The organism is Frigoribacterium sp. PhB118, from assembly GCF_003751725.1.
Taxonomy (GTDB): Bacteria; Actinomycetota; Actinomycetes; order Actinomycetales; family Microbacteriaceae; genus Frigoribacterium.
Window position 1 is genome coordinate 1,158,152 of record NZ_RKID01000001.1, and the last position, 14,728, is coordinate 1,172,879.

Sequence of the window (14,728 nt, forward strand, 5' to 3'; positions counted from 1 at the left end):
CAGGCGGGTCGCCTGCACGGAGGGGTGCTGCTTAGGCGTCGACCGTGATGCCCATGGAACGGGCGGTGCCGGCGATGATCTTCGCCGCGGCGTCGATGTCGTTGGCGTTCAGGTCGGCCTGCTTGGTCGTCGCGATCTCGCGCACCTGGTCCATGGTCAGCTTGCCGACCTTGGTGGTGTGCGGGGTTCCCGAACCCTTGGCGACGCCGGCGGCCTTCTTGATGAGCTCGGCGGCGGGCGGGGTCTTGAGGATGAACGTGAACGAGCGGTCTTCGTAGACCGTGATCTCGACGGGGACGACGTTGCCGCGCTGCGACTCGGTCGCCGCGTTGTACGCCTTGCAGAACTCCATGATGTTCACGCCGTGCTGACCCAGGGCCGGGCCGATGGGCGGGGCGGGGTTCGCGGCGCCGGCGTTGATCTGAAGCTTGATCAGACCCGTGACCTTCTTTTTCGGTGCCATTGTTCTTTTCCTTCTTGTGGGGTTCGAACCGATCGCGGTCGCGACCTGCTCTCCCGGTGGCCCGCGGCGCGGACTCCGGTGATCTGTAGACCTGGGGGTGGGTGCCTGCTAGAGCTTCGTGACCTGGTCGAAGCTGAGCTCGACCGGCGTCTCGCGCTCGAACAGCGAGACCAGCACGGTGAGCTTGCCGCTCTCGGGCTTGATCTCGTTGATCGTACCGGGAAGTCCGGCGAACGACCCCTCTTTGATCGTGATCGTCTCGCCGATCTCGAAGTCGACCTCGGCGGGGATGACCCGCTGGGCCTGCTTGCCACCCTTGGCGCCGCCCTTGGCGGGCGCCGGGGTCGTGTCGACCTGGACGAGGCTCTTCAACATGTTGAAGGCCTCTTCGAAACGCAGCGGCGTCGGGTTGTGGGCGTTGCCCACGAAGCCCGTGACGCCGGGGGTGTGGCGGACGACGGACCAGCTGTCCTCGTTGAGGTCGAGACGCACGAGCACGTAGCCGGGGATGCGGACGCGGGTGACGAGCTTGCGCTGCCCGTTCTTGATCTCGACCACGTCCTCCATGGGGACCTCTACCTGGTAGATGTAGTCCTCCATGGTCATCGAGACCATGCGGTTCTCGATGTTCTGCTTCACGCGGCGCTCGAAGCCGGCGTACGAGTGGATGACGTACCACTTGCCGGGCTTGCCCCGCAGCTCGTAACGGAAGGCCTCGTAGGGGTCGACCTCGGCGGGCTCGTCGTCCTCGACCTCGGTGGCGGACACGTCGACGTCGACGTCGTCGTGCGCGATCTCGGCGTCGGCGTCCTGGACGGACTGCTCGGCCTCGGCGACGACGGCGTTCGCGGCGGGGGCGTCGCCCTCGTCGGCCGCCTGCTCGGCCTCGGAGTCGGCCTCGTCGTCGGTGGCCTCGACGGCGGCCTCGGCCTCGAACTCGTCGTCGATGTCGAGGGCGTCGTCGACGATCGCGTCGGCCTCGGGGTCGCGTGCCTCGGCCAGCGTGTCGAGCAGGCCGTCGAGGTCGCTCGTGTCGGTCGAACCGGACTCGCCTTCGTCGACGACCGAGAGGGCCTCGGACTCGGCGGGCTCGACGGCGTCCTCGTCGGCGGCCAGCGTGCCGCCCTCTTGGGCCTCTTCGACCTCGGAGGACTGCTCGGCAGCGGTGGCGAGGTCGATGTCGTCGCGCTCGTTGTCAGGCAAGGGTTCTTCTTTCGATCGGGGTTGTCGGGTGCTCGTGCTCGGTGGCACGGGACCCGCTCACGTGGTGCTCGGGGAGTCGGCCGGTGGGTGCCGCGTCAGCTGCCGGTCGGGCCGTTGCCGAAGACGTAGCCGACGCCGGTGCCGAACACCAGGTCGAGCAGGGAGACGAGGGCCATCATGATGACCACGAAGACCAGGACGACGCCGGTGTAGCTCAGCAGCTCTTTGCGGGTCGGCGTGACGACCTTCTTGAGCTCGGCGATCACCTGGCGGATGAACAACGCGATGCGGGCGAAGGGGCTGCGGCGCGTCGCACCGTCGCTCTTCGCCTTCTCGACGACGTCTTCACTGGGGACGTCAACGTCTTTTCTCGCCACTGTTCCGACCTTCCGAGCTCGGCCCGTGGGCCTGTGTCCGTATCTGTGTGTGATCACCGTGTCATGAAGAACACAGCCGGGCTGCAGGGCGGACAGGACTCGAACCTGCAACCTGCGGTTTTGGAGACCGCTGCTCTACCAATTGAGCCACCGCCCTATGGGATCGACGCCCTTCAGATGACCTCTCGGCCGGACCCGGAGGCCCTGCCTCTCTCAGCCGGCTGTTGGTGAACCGGACTGCAGAGGCGCGCTGAAGCTTGGCGCATTCGATCGCCTCGTCAAGTGTAGGCGAAGCGGCGGGCGCGTGCAAAGCCGGGCGCCGCGGGGTCCGACGGACCGCCGGCGGGCGCACCCGTCCGGGCCGGTCACACCCCCGCTAGGCTGACCCGCGTGACCCCGACCGCGCGCCGTCTCTCGTCCCGTATCTCGTCGATCGCCGAATCGGCCACGCTGGCCGTCGACGCGAAGGCCAAGGCCCTGCTGGCACAGGGCCGACCGATCATCAGCTACGGCCCGGGCGAGCCCAACTTCCCCACGCCCGACCACATCGTCGACGCGGCCGTCGTCGCCGCCCGCGACCCGCGCAACCACCGCTACTCGGCCGCGGCCGGCCTGCTCGAACTGCGCGAGGCGATCGTCGAGAAGACCCTGCGCGACAGCGGCACCACGGTGTCGACGTCGCAGGTGATCGTCACGAACGGTGGCAAGCAGGCCGTCTACCAGGCCTTCCAGGCGCTGCTCGACGACGGCGACGAAGCCCTCCTGCCGTCGCCCTACTGGACGACCTACCCCGAGGCCATCGCCCTCGCCGGCGGAGTCACCGTCGAGGTCTTCGCCGGTGCCGACCAGGGCTACAAGGTCACGGTCGACCAGCTCGAGGCCGCCCGCACCGAGCGCACGAAGGTGTTGCTGTTCTGCTCGCCGTCGAACCCGACGGGCGCGGTCTACTCACCCGACGAGGTCGAGGCGATCGGTCGTTGGGCCCTCGAGGCCGGCGTCTGGGTGATCACCGACGAGATCTACCAGAACCTCACCTACGACGGGGTGACGGCCGTCTCGATCACCGAGGCCGTGCCCGAGCTGGCCGACCAGGCGATCCTGGTCAACGGCGTGGCCAAGACCTACGCGATGACCGGGTGGCGGGTCGGCTGGATGATCGGCCCGACCGACGTGGTCAAGGGTGCCGCGAACCTCCAGTCGCACCTCACGTCGAACGTCTCGAACGTGTCGCAGCGGGCGGCCCTGGCGGCCCTCACCGGACCGCAGGACGAGGTCGAGGCCATGCGGGTCGCCTTCGACGCCCGACGCAGCACCATCGTCCGCGAGCTCAACCGGATCGACGGCGTCGTCACCCCCACCCCCGAGGGAGCCTTCTACGTCTACCCCGACGTGCAGGGCCTGCTCGGTCGCGAGTGGGGAGGCGTCACGCCCACCACGTCGCTCGAACTCGCCGACCTCATCCTCGAACAGGCCGACGTCGCCACCGTGCCCGGTGAGGCCTTCGGGCCCAGCGGGTACCTCCGGCTGTCCTACGCCCTCGGCGACGACGAGTTGCTCGAGGGCGTCCGCCGCCTCCAGCGCCTGTTCGCCTGAGGCCGCGACCCCCGTCCCGAGGCCGGGTCCACCGATCGGTGGACCCGGCCTCGACCGGTCGGGCCTGGTGCGCGGAGCCGCCACGGCGCACGCTGGAGCCATGACCCCCGAACCCGTCGTGCGAGTGCGCGACCTCACCAAGACCTACGGCACCGCCACGGCTCTGCACGGCCTCTCGTTCGAGGTGGCCGCGGGCGAGACCCTCGGCCTGCTCGGCCCCAACGGCGCCGGCAAGTCGACCACCATCGAGATCCTCGAGGGCTACCGCGACCGGTCGGGCGGTGACGTGTCGGTGCTCGGCGCCGACCCGCAGCACGCCGGTCTCGACTGGAAGGCGCGCCTCGGCATCGTCCTGCAGACCTCCGGCGAACAGGGGACGGCCACGGTGCGCGAGCAGATCGCCCACTTCGCCGGCTTCTACCCGAACCCGCGCGACGTCGACGAGGTGATCGCCGCGGTCGGCCTCGAGGCGAAGGCCGGGGCACGCATCCGGTCGCTGTCCGGGGGGCAGCGACGACGCGTCGACGTCGCGCTCGGTGTGGTCGGCGGCCCCGAGCTGTTGTTCCTCGACGAACCGACCACGGGCTTCGACCCCGAGGCCCGCCGACAGTTCTGGCAGTTGATCCGGTCGCTGTCGGACGACGGGACGAGCATCGTCCTCACCACCCACTACCTCGACGAGGCGGCGCAGCTGAGCGACCGCGTCGCGGTGATCGCGCAGGGCCGGCTCGTCGCCCAGGGGCGACCCGACGAGCTCGGGGACGAGGAGGCGCGCACCCCTCGCGTGACCTGGCTCGACGAACACGGACGGCACGACGTCCGCACCTCCGCACCGGGCGCCCTGGTCGCCGACCTGCACGCCCGCGGCGGCGAACCGCGTTCGCTCGAAGTGATCCGGCCGTCGCTGGAGGACGTGTACCTCGGGTTGGTCGCGACCGCCGAGCACGTCGCGGACGGAACACGGGGCGCGACGGACGCCGGGGACGCGCAGCGCGCCTCCTCGTCCGGGGTGACCTCGTGAGGACGCTCTCGCTCGGCCTGAGCCGCACCCGGTACGAGGTGCGGGGGTACTTCCGGGCCGGCGACACCGTCTTCTTCACGTTCCTGTTCCCGGTCGTGATGCTCGCGATCTTCTCCACGGCGTTCAGCGCCTCGGGCTCGTTCGGCACGCGGCCGGACGGTTCCGAGGTGGGGGCCGCCGCGTTCTACCTGCCGGGCATGATCGCGGCCGGCATCCTGCTCTCGGGCGTGCAGAACCTCGCCGTCGACATCGCCCTCGAGCGTGGCGACGGCACCCTCAAGCGACTCTCGGGGACGCCCCTGCCGGTCGGGTCGTACTTCGTCGGCAAGTTCGGCCAGGTGCTCGTCACGAGCCTGCTGCAGGTGGCGCTGCTCGTGCTGGTGGCCCGGGTGCTCTTCGGCGTGCCCTTGCCGACCGACGCCGGGTCGTGGCTGACGCTCGCCTGGGTCTACCTGCTCGGCATCGCGACGTCGGCACTGGTCGGCATCGCCCTCTCGCGCGTGCCCCGCAGCGGGAAGAGCGCCACGGCCGTGATCGTCCCGATCACGCTCGTGCTGCAGTTCATCTCGGGGGTCTACCTGCCGTTCACCCAGCTGCCCGACTGGCTGCAGTCGGTGGCCTCGGTGTTCCCGTTGAAGTGGCTGGCGCAGGGCATGCGCAGCGTGTTCCTGCCCGACACGTTCTCGGCCGCCGAGGCCGGCGGATCGTGGGACCTGCCCGGCGTCGCACTCTGGCTGGCGGTCTGGCTCGTCGCCGGCGCCGTCGCCTCGCTGCTGACCTTCCGGTGGATCAGGAAGGACACCTGACCCGTGGACGGCCACCGTCCTCCGCCCGATCGGCGACGACCACGACGGCCTCGCCGGCCCGCGGCTGCCACTAGCGTGATCGACATGGACGACACCGGCGACCGGGCGGAGGCCGCGGCCTCCGCCCGGTCGGGCACCGCCATCTCGATGCGCTGGTGGGACGCCGGCCTCGGGATCACGGTCGTGGTGATGGTCGTCCTGGCCACGACCTCGTCAAGCGGCCGGGTCACGGCCTCGTTCGTCGCCGTCGGGCTGCTGGTGCTCACGTGGTTCGCCCTCGCGCGGCCCGTGGTGCGTCGCGCCGACGCGCTGCTGTCGCTCCCGACCGTGACGGCCGTCGCCGCGCTCGTGGTGGTGGGCGGCGTCACGGTGGCCGCCACCCCCGAACTCGCGGTCGTGCAGGCCTTCCTCATGCCGCTGATCTGGACGCTGCTCCCCGGCACCCGGTCCGCGATCGTCGCCAACGTCTGCCTGTGCGTCGCCATCTCGATCGGGTTCGTCGTCAGCCTCGGCTGGTCGGCCGAGGCCCTCGCGACGGCCGCCACCAGCGAAGGCCTCTCGCTCGTCTTCAGCATCGCGCTGGGGATGTGGATCACCACGATCGCCCGGGTCGGGGTCGAACGCGGCCGGCTGCTCGACGAGCTGCGCGAGGCCCAGGCCGAACTGGCCGCGCGGCACCGCGACGCGGGCACGAGCACCGAACGCGAGCGCCTGGCCCGGGAGATCCACGACACGATCGCCCAGAGCCTCACCGGAGTCGTCATGCTCGCGCAGCAGACCCGCGGAGCCCTCGCGGCCGGCGACCTGGCGACGATCCGTGAACGGCTCGACGTGATCGAGGCCGCCGCCCGCGAGGCCCTCACCGAGGCGCGCACCCTCGTCGCGGCGACCGCGTCCACCGGACCGGCGGGCACCGACGTGGCGGCCGCCCTCCATCGCCTCGGCGAGCGCTTCGAGCGGGAGAGCGGAATCGGGATCACGGTCGACGCCGTCGAGGTCGACCTGCCCCGCGACCTGCAGGTCGTGCTGGTGCGGTGCACCCAGGAGGCGCTGGCCAACGTACGCAAGCACAGTGCGTCGACGTCGGCGCGGGTCACGCTCACGGCGACGGACGGGACGGCCGTGCTCGTCGTGTCCGACGACGGCACCGGGTTCGACACGGCGGTCGCATCGACCGGGTTCGGCCTCGACGGTCTCCGCGAGCGGCTCGAACTGTCGGGCGGCCGCCTCGACGTCTCGTCGGATCGTGACGGGACGGTCGTCACCGCGCAGGTCCCCCGCGCCTCGGTGGTGACCCCGTGACCGCGGGGCCCGCGCACGAGGGTGCGACGTCGACCGGGCCCGGAGCCTCGTCGGCGGGATCGCCCGTGCACCGCACCCTCGTGGCCGACGACCATCCGATCGTGCGGCAGGGCATCGCCGCCCTGCTCGCGACGACGGACGACTTCGTCGTGGTGGGGCAGGCGAGCGACGGCTCCGAGGCCGTCGCCCTGGCGGACTCGCTCGAGCCCGACCTGATCGTGATGGACCTCCGCATGCCCGGCCTCGACGGTGTCGAGGCGACCGAGGCCGTCCTGGCACGTCACCCGACGACCAAGGTCGTCGTGCTCACCACCTACGAGTCCGACGACAGCATCCTGCGGGCGATCGAGGTGGGGGCGAGCGGCTACCTCCTGAAGGCCTCCCCGGAGGACGAGCTCGTGGCGGGCCTCCGAGCCGTGGTCGCGGGACAGGTGGCCCTCGCCCCCGCGATGGCGGCCCGTCTCGTCGGCCGCGCACGCAGCGGCGCCGAGCCCGTGCCGCGCCCGACCCCGTTGAGTCCTCGCGAGACCGACGTGCTCGCCCTCGTGGCGGAGGGTTGCTCGAACCGCGAGATCGGACGCCGGCTGTTCGTCGGCGAGGCGACGGTCAAGACGCACCTGCTGCACGTCTTCGAGAAGCTCGGCGTCAACGACCGGACGCGCGCCGTCACGCTGGCGCTCGAGCTCGGCCACCTGCCAAGCCGCTGAGGATCCCTGCGCCGCGACGTCGGACGGGCACCGCCGCGTCGGGCGGCCATCGCCGCGTCGGACGGCCGCCGCGTGGGACGCACGCGGCCGCGTCCCTACAGCGAGAGGCCGAGGAGGACGGGCTCGGGGTGCAGCAGCACGCCGAACTCGGACTGGACCCGCTGCTGGACGTAGCGCGCGAGCTCGGCGACCTCGTCGCCCGTGGCACCGCCACGGTTGGTCAGGGCCAGGGTGTGCTTGGACGAGACGGCGGCCTGCGAGCCCGGCAGGCGGAAACCCCTCGCGATGCCGGCGTGCTCGATCAGCCAGGCGGCGCTGAGCTTGACCTCGGCGGGCGCACGGGGCGCCGGGGCGGCCGGCTCCTCACCGAGTGGCACGACCTGGCGCTCGGGCTCGGGGCCGGTCGGCCACCGTGGTGCGTCGGCCGGCAGGGTCGACGCGTCGGCCCGCGACACGATCGGGTTGGTGAAGAACGATCCGCTCGACGCCGTGTCACGGTCGGCCGGGTCGAGCACCATGCCCTTCGCGGCCCGCAGGGCGAGCACGCTGGAGCGCACGTCAGCGACCGAGACCCGGGCCCCGAGCTCGACGCCGAGGGCCTTCGCGAGCTGCGGGTACGCGACCTGCTCGCTCGCGCCTCCGTGGTCCGTGAGGGCGAACTCCACGGCCGTGACGACGCCCCGACGGCCCTGCTTGAAGACGCTCGTGCGGTACCCGAGGTCGAGGTTGGCCGCGGGGATGCGGACGAACTCGCCCGAGTCGTCGTCCAGGAAGTCGACGGCCACGAGCGTCGAGGCGACCTCCTGGCCGTAGGCACCGATGTTCTGGATCGGCGACGCGCCCGTCGAGCCGGGGATGCCGCTGAGCGCCTCGAGCCCCGACCAGCCCTGCTCGACCGTGGAGGCGACGAGGTCGTCCCAGGGCTCACCGGCGGCGACGCGGAGGTGGACGCGGTGGTCGTCGGAGTCGACGCGCTCGACACCCCGGGTGGCCACGTGGACGACCGTGCCGTCGAACGGCTCGTCGGAGGCGACCGTGTTCGACCCGCCGCCCAGGACGTACCAGGGGTCGTCACCGACCGACGCCTCACGGACCGCGGCCAGCAGCTCGTCGGTCGTCGTCGCCTCGACCAGGCGGGCGGGCTCGCCGCCCACCTGCATCGTCGTGAGCTCGGCGAAGGTCGTCACGCCAGCGTCACCACGACCTGGGCCTTGCCCAGCACGGTCTGGCCGCCGGCGGTCACGGTCAGGTCGATGCGCGCCGTGCCGGCCTCGGCGTCGAGCTTGCCCACCTTCGCGACGACGGCGATCTCGGCCCCGGCGGTGGGGTCGACCACGACGGGACGCGTGAAGCGCACCTGGTAGTCCGACACCCGACCGAGCACGCCGGCGTCGTCGCCCGCCCCCTCGAGCCATTCGACGACCGGCTGGACGGCGGTGCCCATCGTGAGCATGCCGTGGGCCAGGACACCGGGGAGACCGACCGCGGCCGCCACGTCGTCGCGGTAGTGGATGGGGTTGAAGTCGCCCGAGGCGCCGGCGTAGCGCACCAACGAGTCGCGTGTCAGGGGGTAGGTCTTCTCGGCGACGACCTGGCCGACCTCGAGGGCGCTCACGCGGCGGCCTCGTCGTCGGCGCGGACGACGAGCGTCGACACGGCGGTGACCACGTGCCGCCCGTCGACGTCGCGCATGTCGGAGGACGCCGTGACCATGGCGTTGCCGCCCAGCGTCTTGACGCTCGTCACGGTCAGGGTGGCCGTGAGCTCGTCCCCCGCGACGATCGGACGCGAGAGCGAGAAGCGCTGCTCGCCGTGGACGACGCGGGAGAAGTCGATGCCCGCGTCGGGTTCGGCGAGCAACTGGGCGAGGGTGGCCTCTTGGACGACGACGGCGAAGGTCGGCGGGGCGACGAGGTCGCCGTGCCCGGCCGCGTGGGCCGCCTCGAGGTCGAACGAGAGCGGGCTCGTCGAGCCGGTCGCGCGGGCGAACTCGCGCACCTTCTCGCGGCCCACGAGGTAGGGCGGGGCCGGCGGGAAGACCCGCCCTTGCAGATCAGGGTTCACGGACACGCGGTCGAGTCTAACCAGCGGGGTACGTCGCCCGGCCCGGTGTCGGGGGCACGGCGTACGTTCACGTCATGAGCGACGCGAACATCGACCCCGACATCACCCCCGTCGACCCGGCAGCGGCCGAGTCCGACGAGACGACGACCACCGACACGACGACCACCGACGAGACCGACCAGGCCGCCACGGCCCGCGAGGAGAACGCGGCCCCCGCACACGGCGAGACGCTCGGCGGCGCCCGCCCCGACGGCGGCAGCACGGCGTCGAAGGACCCCGACGACTGGGTCACCGGGGACGAGCCCATCACCGGCCCGCAGAAGAGCTACCTCGACACCCTCGCCCGCGAGGCCGGCGAAGAGCTACCCGCCGACATGACGAAGGCCGAGGCGAGCGAGCACATCGACCGCCTCCAGCAGAAGACCGGCCGCGGGGCCTGACCCCTCGTCGTCCCCCGGGGCCCGGGTCGATCCGCGAAAGACGGCCCGGTGCCCCTTCCGATCCACCCGTGGCAGTCGTACACTCCAGTCACGTCTGGGATGGTAACTCGACGTGGGCACCCTCCTCTGGCGCGTGCCGGTACTGATCCACCTGCACCTCGAGCGCCGAGGGTGCGACGGGGTGCATCCGAGTCCTCCCCCGACTCGGGTGCACCTCTTCACGTCGCCCACCGCATCGTGTCCCGCCGTCCGGGGCCGACCGACTCGGGGCCGTGCGGCTCCGTCCGTCTAGGGTGAACGGATGATCTCCCCCGAGCCCCCGGTCTCCACCGCCGGCTCCGGTCGCCGCGACGGCCCCGCCTCGTGGACCGCCGCACTGCTGGGTTCGACGCACCCGGGGCCGACGGTGGTGGTGACCGTCCTCGCCGTCGTGCTGGGCGCCTCCTCGGGGTTGCCCCTCGGCCGACTCGTGCTGCTCGCCCTCGCGGTGCTGCTCGGACAGGCCTCGATCGGGTTCGCCAACGACTGGCTCGACGCCGGGCGCGACCGCGCCGTCGGCCGGACCGACAAGCCGGTGGCCCAGGGCCTCGTGAGCGTGTCGGCCGTTCGCCGTGCCGCGGTGGTCTGCGGCGTGCTGATGCTCGTGCCGTCCTACGCGCTCGGGCCCGCAGCCGGCACGGCCCACCTCGTGCTCGTGGCCTCGGGGTGGGCGTACGACCTCGGGCTCAAGCGGACCCCGGTCTCGGTGGTGCCCTTCGTCGTGAGCTTCGGCCTGCTGCCGGCCGTCGCCACCCTCGCGGCGGCACCACCGTCGCCTCCCGCCGCCTGGGCCGTGGCGGTCGGAGCCGTCTTCGGCATCGCGATCCACTTCACGAACGTCCTGCCCGACCTCGACGACGACGCGCGCACCGGCATCGTCGGGCTCCCCCACCGCCTCGGGCGGACCGTCTCGGGAGTCGTCGCGTTCGCGGCGCTGGCCATCGCGGCCGTCCTGCTGCTCTCGGGCCGACTGGGCGGCGACTCGTCGGCTCCGGGCCTCGTCGCTGCCGCCGTCGGCACCGCCGTGACCCTCGGCATCGCCGTCGTCGGAGTGCGCCTCGTGCTCGCGGGACGCGTCGACCGGACCCTCTTCCGGTTGATCATGGTGGCGGCCGTGCTGCTCGTGGTGCAGCTCGCCCTCAGCGGCGGCACCGTCGTCGCCTGAGCACGCGGGTCGGCGGAGGGGAGCCGAGACGGCGCGGCCGCGGGGGCCGACCGCTCAGGCCCAGCGCATGGCGTAGACCGACGCGAGCAGGTGCCTGCTCGGAGCTCTCAGCACGGCTCCGAGCGCCAGGTCCCGGGCCCGAGCCGCTCCCCCGCCGACGGGCCGACCGAGGGCGGTGTTCCACTCGGCCTGCCGGGCGGCGCGCAGGGCGGCGCGGGCACGGTCGGCGTCGAAACGACCGAACGTCGTCGGATCGAGCACCCGGCCACCCCTCCGCTTCACCGCCGCGGCGATGACGGCCTCGAGCGCGTGCCCGTCGAGCCAGCCGAGGTTCATGCCCTGGCCGCCGATGGGACTGATCTCGTGGGCGGCGTCGCCGATCAGCGTGACCCGGCCGACGACCGTCCGGACGGCCAGCCGGCGCCGGACGCCGAACCCGCTCGTCATGGTCGAGGTCGTCGGGTCGACGGGCGACCCGGTGCGGTCCGACACGAGCCGCGCGACGTCGTCCGGTGCGACCGACGCGGTCGCTGCGTGAGCCGCCCCGACGTGCACCACGAACCGTCGTCGACCCGCGGGCAACGGGAACGACTCGACCACCCCGGAGCGCTCGAGATGGATCACGGCGTCGGGGCCGTGGCCGGTGGCGTCGGCGAAGTCGCCCATCACGTAGCGGTCGGGCAGGTCCCGGGCCCTGGTGTCGACGCCCAGCGCGGCTCGGACGGCGCTGCGCGTGCCGTCGGCCCCGACGACGAAGCGGGCGGCGACGACCACCGGCCCCTCGTCGTCGACCCCCTCGACGACCACGTCCTCGTCGCGTTGTGCGAGCCCGACGAACCGCACGCCCCGACGGAGCGCGTCGTCCCGCCGCGCGGCCAACCCCGTCCGCAGCACCGCCTCGGTGCGGTCCTGCGGCACCGCCGCGACGAACGGCCACCGCGACGACGCCCGGTCGAACGGCACCACGCCGACCGTCCGCTCGCCGCTCCGGGCGATCCCCCGCCGGATGCGGACGGCGTCGGCGAGCAGGTCGTCCGCGAGGCCGAGCCGGTCGAAGAGGTCGATCGAGGGCGGATGCACGCCGAGGGCGCGCGAGTGCGCCGGATCGTCGACCCGCGCCTCCCAGACGACGGCGTCGAGGCCGCGATCCGCCAGAGCGGCGGCGAGCATCACCCCGACGGGCCCCCCACCGACGATCAGGACGTCATGCGTCCGCACGGCCGGCACCCCCGGGGGCGTCGATGCCGATCTCGCGGACGAGCAGCAGGCGGAAGGGCCACTGCCGGACGACGCGCCACCCCGGCGGAGCCACGTCGACCAGCTCGTCGGCGGTGAAGCTGCGGCGGATCGACAGGAGCCCGTCGACGTGGACGAACGAGCGGGTCCGCCACGGCCAGGTCGCGGCCCGGTAGGCGAGGTACGCCCCGCGGGCCCGCTCGATGTCGGCGTGCAGCACGAGACGGGACGCCAGGCGGGCGCTGTCGTCCAGCACGGCCGCCCGGGCCTCGTCGTCGAGGTGGTGCAGGACGTGGTTCGACACGACCACGTCGAAGGTCTCGCCCGCCGCCACGAGGTCGGCGCTCGAGGCCCGCCGGAACTCGACGCCGGGCGGGACGGGGCGGGACGCCGCGAAGGCGTGGGCCCGTTCGTCGGGATCGACGGCCACGACCTCGAGGGCGAGCCCGTCGCGACGGGCCCAGCCGGCCAGGGCGCGCGCGAGGTCGCCGCCGCCGGACCCGAGGTCGAGCAGCCTGGTCGTCACGTCGGCCGACAACAGCGGGCGGAGGCGGCGGAGGTACGCCCGGCGCCACCCCGCCACGAGACCGTTCACGACCGGGAAGGCCCGGTAGGTGGCGTTCAGCAGGCCGAGGTCGCAGCCCGGGTCGTCCATCAGCTCGACGAGTCCGACGCCTCGTCGCGACAGGTCGGGCCACCAGGGCGGCCGCACCGCGACCGACGGAGCCGAGGAGGTGCGGGTCGCGCTCACGAGACCGCGCGACGCGTCATCAGCGCGGTCTCGACGGTCAGCCCGGGGCCGAAGGCCATGGCGCCCACGCGCTGCGACGGGGCGGGGGGGCCGGCCAGGAGGTCGGCGAGGATGAACAGGACGGTCGCGCTCGACATGTTGCCGTAGTCGCGCAGGACGTCGCGTGAGGGCGCCAGGTGGGCGTCGGTGAGCCCGAGCTGCTGTTGCACGCGGTCGAGGATGCTGCGCCCGCCCGGATGGACGGCCCACAGGTCGACGTCGCCGACGCCGACGCCGCCGGCCTCGAAGAGCGGTGCCAGGGCCGAGTCGATGTGGAGCTCGATGATCTGCGGGACGTAGCTGCTCAGCACCATGTCGAAGCCCAGGTCGCCGATCGTCCACGCCATGTCGGTCTCGCCGACCGGTGTGAGCACCGTCTCGAGGACGTCGAGGTCGAGCACGACGGAGCCCGACGGCGCCGGGCGGGCGGTCACCACGGCGGCGGCCGCCCCGTCGGCGAACACGGACGAGGCGACGATCGAGTCGGGGTCGTCGGAGCTGCGCAGGTGCAGCGTGCAGAGCTCGGCGCAGACGACGAGCACGACCGCCTCCGGATCGGCGAGGCAGAAGTCGCGTGCGGCGGCGAGGGCGGGGAAGGCCCCGTAGCAGCCCATGAAGCCCAGGTGGTGGCGACGGGTCGACGGCGACAACCCGAGGCCCCGGACGAGCAGGTAGTCGGGCCCGGGGGCGAAGAAGCCGGTGCACGACACGCTGATCACGTGCGTGACGTCGTCGGGCCCGAGGTCGGGCGCCGCCGCGAGCGCGGCATGAGCGGCGTCGAGGAACAGCTGGGGCGACCGGTCCGTGTAGACCTGGTTGCGCGCACCCGTGCCGGGTCGGAGGATCTCGTTCGACGCGGCGTCGTAGAACGTGGGCTCGCCCTCGCGCGGTCGCCGGTCGAGCTCGTCGACGACGGTGTGCCGGGTCTCGATGGCCGAGGCACCGAACGCGGCGCCGACGATGCGCTGACCGAGGCGGCCGAGGCCGGCCTGGGTCGCGAAGATCTCTCGGACGTCGTCCTGTCGGATGATGGTCGGGGGCACCGCGGTGCCGATGCTGCGGATGCTCACGGCCATGCTTCATCGTATGCCCGACGCCCGGGCACGGCGCACCGGTCGCGTCTCGGTGCGCGGAGACGACCCGGCGGGTGACCACCGAGCGTACGGACGACGAAGGCCCGAACTCGTGAGAGATCCGGGCCTGCGGTAGCGAGGGCGGGACTTGAACCCGCGACACCACGATTATGAGCCGTGTGCTCTAACCAACTGAGCTACCCCGCCGCAGGCTGCAGGCCCTGCCGGCATCACACCGGGACGGGACCGAGACAGCCAGAGCCCCGAGTCAGGATTGAACTGACGACCCCTTCCTTACCATGGAAGTGCTCTACCACTGAGCTATCGGGGCGTGACCACCAGGCGAGCGACCGAGGCCGCTGCCGATTGGCACCAGACAAGGGTAGCAGAGCGAACGGGCTGCTGACGCCACGTGCCGACCCGGCCCGCCGAAGGCCCCGCGGGGCAGG

The 14,728-nt window shown here is 72.5% G+C and carries 15 protein-coding genes, 3 tRNA genes and 1 pseudogene; 7 read left to right on the forward strand and 12 right to left on the reverse strand.

All coding sequences use genetic code 11. The annotated features are described in order from the left end of the window. Positions 1 to 31 precede the first annotated feature (31 nt). From rplK to EDF21_RS05265, 4 genes are all read right to left on the reverse strand, one after another. Positions 32 to 463 carry a 50S ribosomal protein L11 gene (gene rplK / locus EDF21_RS05250; RefSeq protein ID WP_043592945.1) on the reverse strand — a complete coding sequence of 144 codons (432 nt, stop codon included), beginning with the start codon at positions 461 to 463 and terminating at the stop codon, positions 32 to 34. A 108-nt stretch (positions 464 to 571) separates the two neighbouring features. Beyond that, positions 572 to 1,666: a transcription termination/antitermination protein NusG gene (nusG, locus tag EDF21_RS05255; RefSeq protein WP_056046537.1), complete on the reverse strand. Its 1,095-nt coding sequence runs from the start codon at positions 1,664 to 1,666 to the stop codon at positions 572 to 574. A gap of 95 nt (positions 1,667 to 1,761) precedes the next feature. Next, positions 1,762 to 2,043, reverse strand: coding sequence for a preprotein translocase subunit SecE (secE, locus tag EDF21_RS05260; RefSeq protein WP_043592949.1), 282 nt, complete (start codon positions 2,041 to 2,043; stop codon positions 1,762 to 1,764). Between the two features lie 84 nt (positions 2,044 to 2,127). Then, positions 2,128 to 2,200: transfer RNA gene (locus tag EDF21_RS05265), tRNA-Trp, on the reverse strand. 233 nt (positions 2,201 to 2,433) lie between these two features. On the opposite strand from EDF21_RS05265, the gene EDF21_RS05270 reads away from it, so the two are divergent. The 5 genes from EDF21_RS05270 (at position 2,434) to EDF21_RS05290 (ending at position 7,472) form a co-directional block, all read left to right on the forward strand. Beyond that, positions 2,434 to 3,636, forward strand: a complete 1,203-nt coding sequence (locus EDF21_RS05270; RefSeq protein ID WP_056046539.1) for a pyridoxal phosphate-dependent aminotransferase — start codon at positions 2,434 to 2,436, stop codon at positions 3,634 to 3,636. Between the two features lie 100 nt (positions 3,637 to 3,736). Then, positions 3,737 to 4,657, forward strand: coding sequence for an ABC transporter ATP-binding protein (locus EDF21_RS05275; RefSeq protein ID WP_123570518.1), 921 nt, complete (start codon positions 3,737 to 3,739; stop codon positions 4,655 to 4,657). Continuing rightward, on the forward strand, positions 4,654 to 5,463 hold the full coding sequence (locus EDF21_RS05280; protein ID WP_056046543.1) for an ABC transporter permease: 810 nt from the start codon (positions 4,654 to 4,656) through the stop codon (positions 5,461 to 5,463). The genes EDF21_RS05275 and EDF21_RS05280 overlap by 4 nt, the downstream gene beginning before the upstream one ends. An 84-nt stretch (positions 5,464 to 5,547) precedes the next feature. Beyond that, positions 5,548 to 6,765 (forward strand): sensor histidine kinase, encoded by a 1,218-nt coding sequence (locus EDF21_RS05285; RefSeq protein ID WP_123570519.1) that lies wholly within the window; start codon positions 5,548 to 5,550, stop codon positions 6,763 to 6,765. A 65-nt stretch (positions 6,766 to 6,830) separates the two neighbouring features. Beyond that, on the forward strand, positions 6,831 to 7,472 hold the full coding sequence (locus EDF21_RS05290; protein ID WP_123570833.1) for a response regulator transcription factor: 642 nt from the start codon (positions 6,831 to 6,833) through the stop codon (positions 7,470 to 7,472). 95 nt (positions 7,473 to 7,567) lie between these two features. Here the strand turns inward: EDF21_RS05290 and EDF21_RS05295 are convergent, their stop codons facing one another. Genes EDF21_RS05295 through EDF21_RS05305 form a run of 3 tightly spaced genes read right to left on the reverse strand, consistent with a single transcriptional unit; the run spans position 7,568 to position 9,542 of the window. Then, a complete protein-coding gene (locus EDF21_RS05295; RefSeq protein WP_255416430.1) occupies positions 7,568 to 8,659 on the reverse strand; it encodes a UDP-N-acetylmuramate dehydrogenase in 1,092 nt (363 codons plus the stop codon). After that, a complete protein-coding gene (locus tag EDF21_RS05300; RefSeq protein WP_056046546.1) occupies positions 8,656 to 9,087 on the reverse strand; it encodes a MaoC family dehydratase in 432 nt (143 codons plus the stop codon). Before EDF21_RS05300 ends, EDF21_RS05295 begins: the two co-directional genes overlap by 4 nt. Then, positions 9,084 to 9,542 carry a MaoC family dehydratase N-terminal domain-containing protein gene (locus EDF21_RS05305; RefSeq protein WP_056046547.1) on the reverse strand — a complete coding sequence of 153 codons (459 nt, stop codon included), beginning with the start codon at positions 9,540 to 9,542 and terminating at the stop codon, positions 9,084 to 9,086. Before EDF21_RS05305 ends, EDF21_RS05300 begins: the two co-directional genes overlap by 4 nt. A gap of 215 nt (positions 9,543 to 9,757) precedes the next feature. Between EDF21_RS05305 and EDF21_RS17005 the strand changes: the two are divergent. After that, positions 9,758 to 9,976, forward strand: a pseudogene (locus tag EDF21_RS17005) (DUF3072 domain-containing protein); the annotation flags it as partial. Between the two features lie 301 nt (positions 9,977 to 10,277). Then, positions 10,278 to 11,180 carry a UbiA family prenyltransferase gene (locus EDF21_RS05315; RefSeq protein WP_123570520.1) on the forward strand — a complete coding sequence of 301 codons (903 nt, stop codon included), beginning with the start codon at positions 10,278 to 10,280 and terminating at the stop codon, positions 11,178 to 11,180. Positions 11,181 to 11,234: 54 nt separating this feature from the next. Here the strand turns inward: EDF21_RS05315 and EDF21_RS05320 are convergent, their stop codons facing one another. The 5 genes from EDF21_RS05320 to EDF21_RS05340 all read right to left on the reverse strand — a co-directional run bounded on the left by EDF21_RS05320 (position 11,235) and on the right by EDF21_RS05340 (position 14,610). Further along, positions 11,235 to 12,398 carry an NAD(P)/FAD-dependent oxidoreductase gene (locus EDF21_RS05320; RefSeq protein ID WP_123570836.1) on the reverse strand — a complete coding sequence of 388 codons (1,164 nt, stop codon included), beginning with the start codon at positions 12,396 to 12,398 and terminating at the stop codon, positions 11,235 to 11,237. Beyond that, the gene (locus EDF21_RS05325) at positions 12,385 to 13,167 is read right to left on the reverse strand and encodes a class I SAM-dependent methyltransferase (RefSeq protein WP_233568364.1); all 783 of its coding nucleotides are present in this window, start codon (positions 13,165 to 13,167) and stop codon (positions 12,385 to 12,387) included. The genes EDF21_RS05320 and EDF21_RS05325 overlap by 14 nt, the downstream gene beginning before the upstream one ends. Beyond that, positions 13,164 to 14,282 (reverse strand): type III polyketide synthase, encoded by a 1,119-nt coding sequence (locus tag EDF21_RS05330; protein ID WP_123570521.1) that lies wholly within the window; start codon positions 14,280 to 14,282, stop codon positions 13,164 to 13,166. The genes EDF21_RS05325 and EDF21_RS05330 overlap by 4 nt, the downstream gene beginning before the upstream one ends. A 130-nt stretch (positions 14,283 to 14,412) precedes the next feature. Next, positions 14,413 to 14,486 (reverse strand) — tRNA-Met (locus tag EDF21_RS05335). A 52-nt stretch (positions 14,487 to 14,538) separates the two neighbouring features. Then, a tRNA-Thr gene (locus EDF21_RS05340) sits at positions 14,539 to 14,610 on the reverse strand. Between the last annotated feature and the right edge of the window lie 118 nt (positions 14,611 to 14,728).

Excerpts from the sequence above, each read along its gene's own strand:
- rplK (WP_043592945.1), bottom strand. The coding sequence starts at position 463 with ATGGCACCGAAAAAGAAGGTCACGGGTCTGATCAAGCTTCAGATCAAC.
- EDF21_RS05275 (WP_123570518.1), top strand. The coding sequence starts at position 3,737 with ATGACCCCCGAACCCGTCGTGCGAGTGCGCGACCTCACCAAGACCTAC.
- EDF21_RS05285 (WP_123570519.1), top strand. The coding sequence starts at position 5,548 with ATGGACGACACCGGCGACCGGGCGGAGGCCGCGGCCTCCGCCCGGTCG.
- EDF21_RS05315 (WP_123570520.1), top strand. The coding sequence starts at position 10,278 with ATGATCTCCCCCGAGCCCCCGGTCTCCACCGCCGGCTCCGGTCGCCGC.
- EDF21_RS05330 (WP_123570521.1), bottom strand. The coding sequence starts at position 14,282 with ATGGCCGTGAGCATCCGCAGCATCGGCACCGCGGTGCCCCCGACCATC.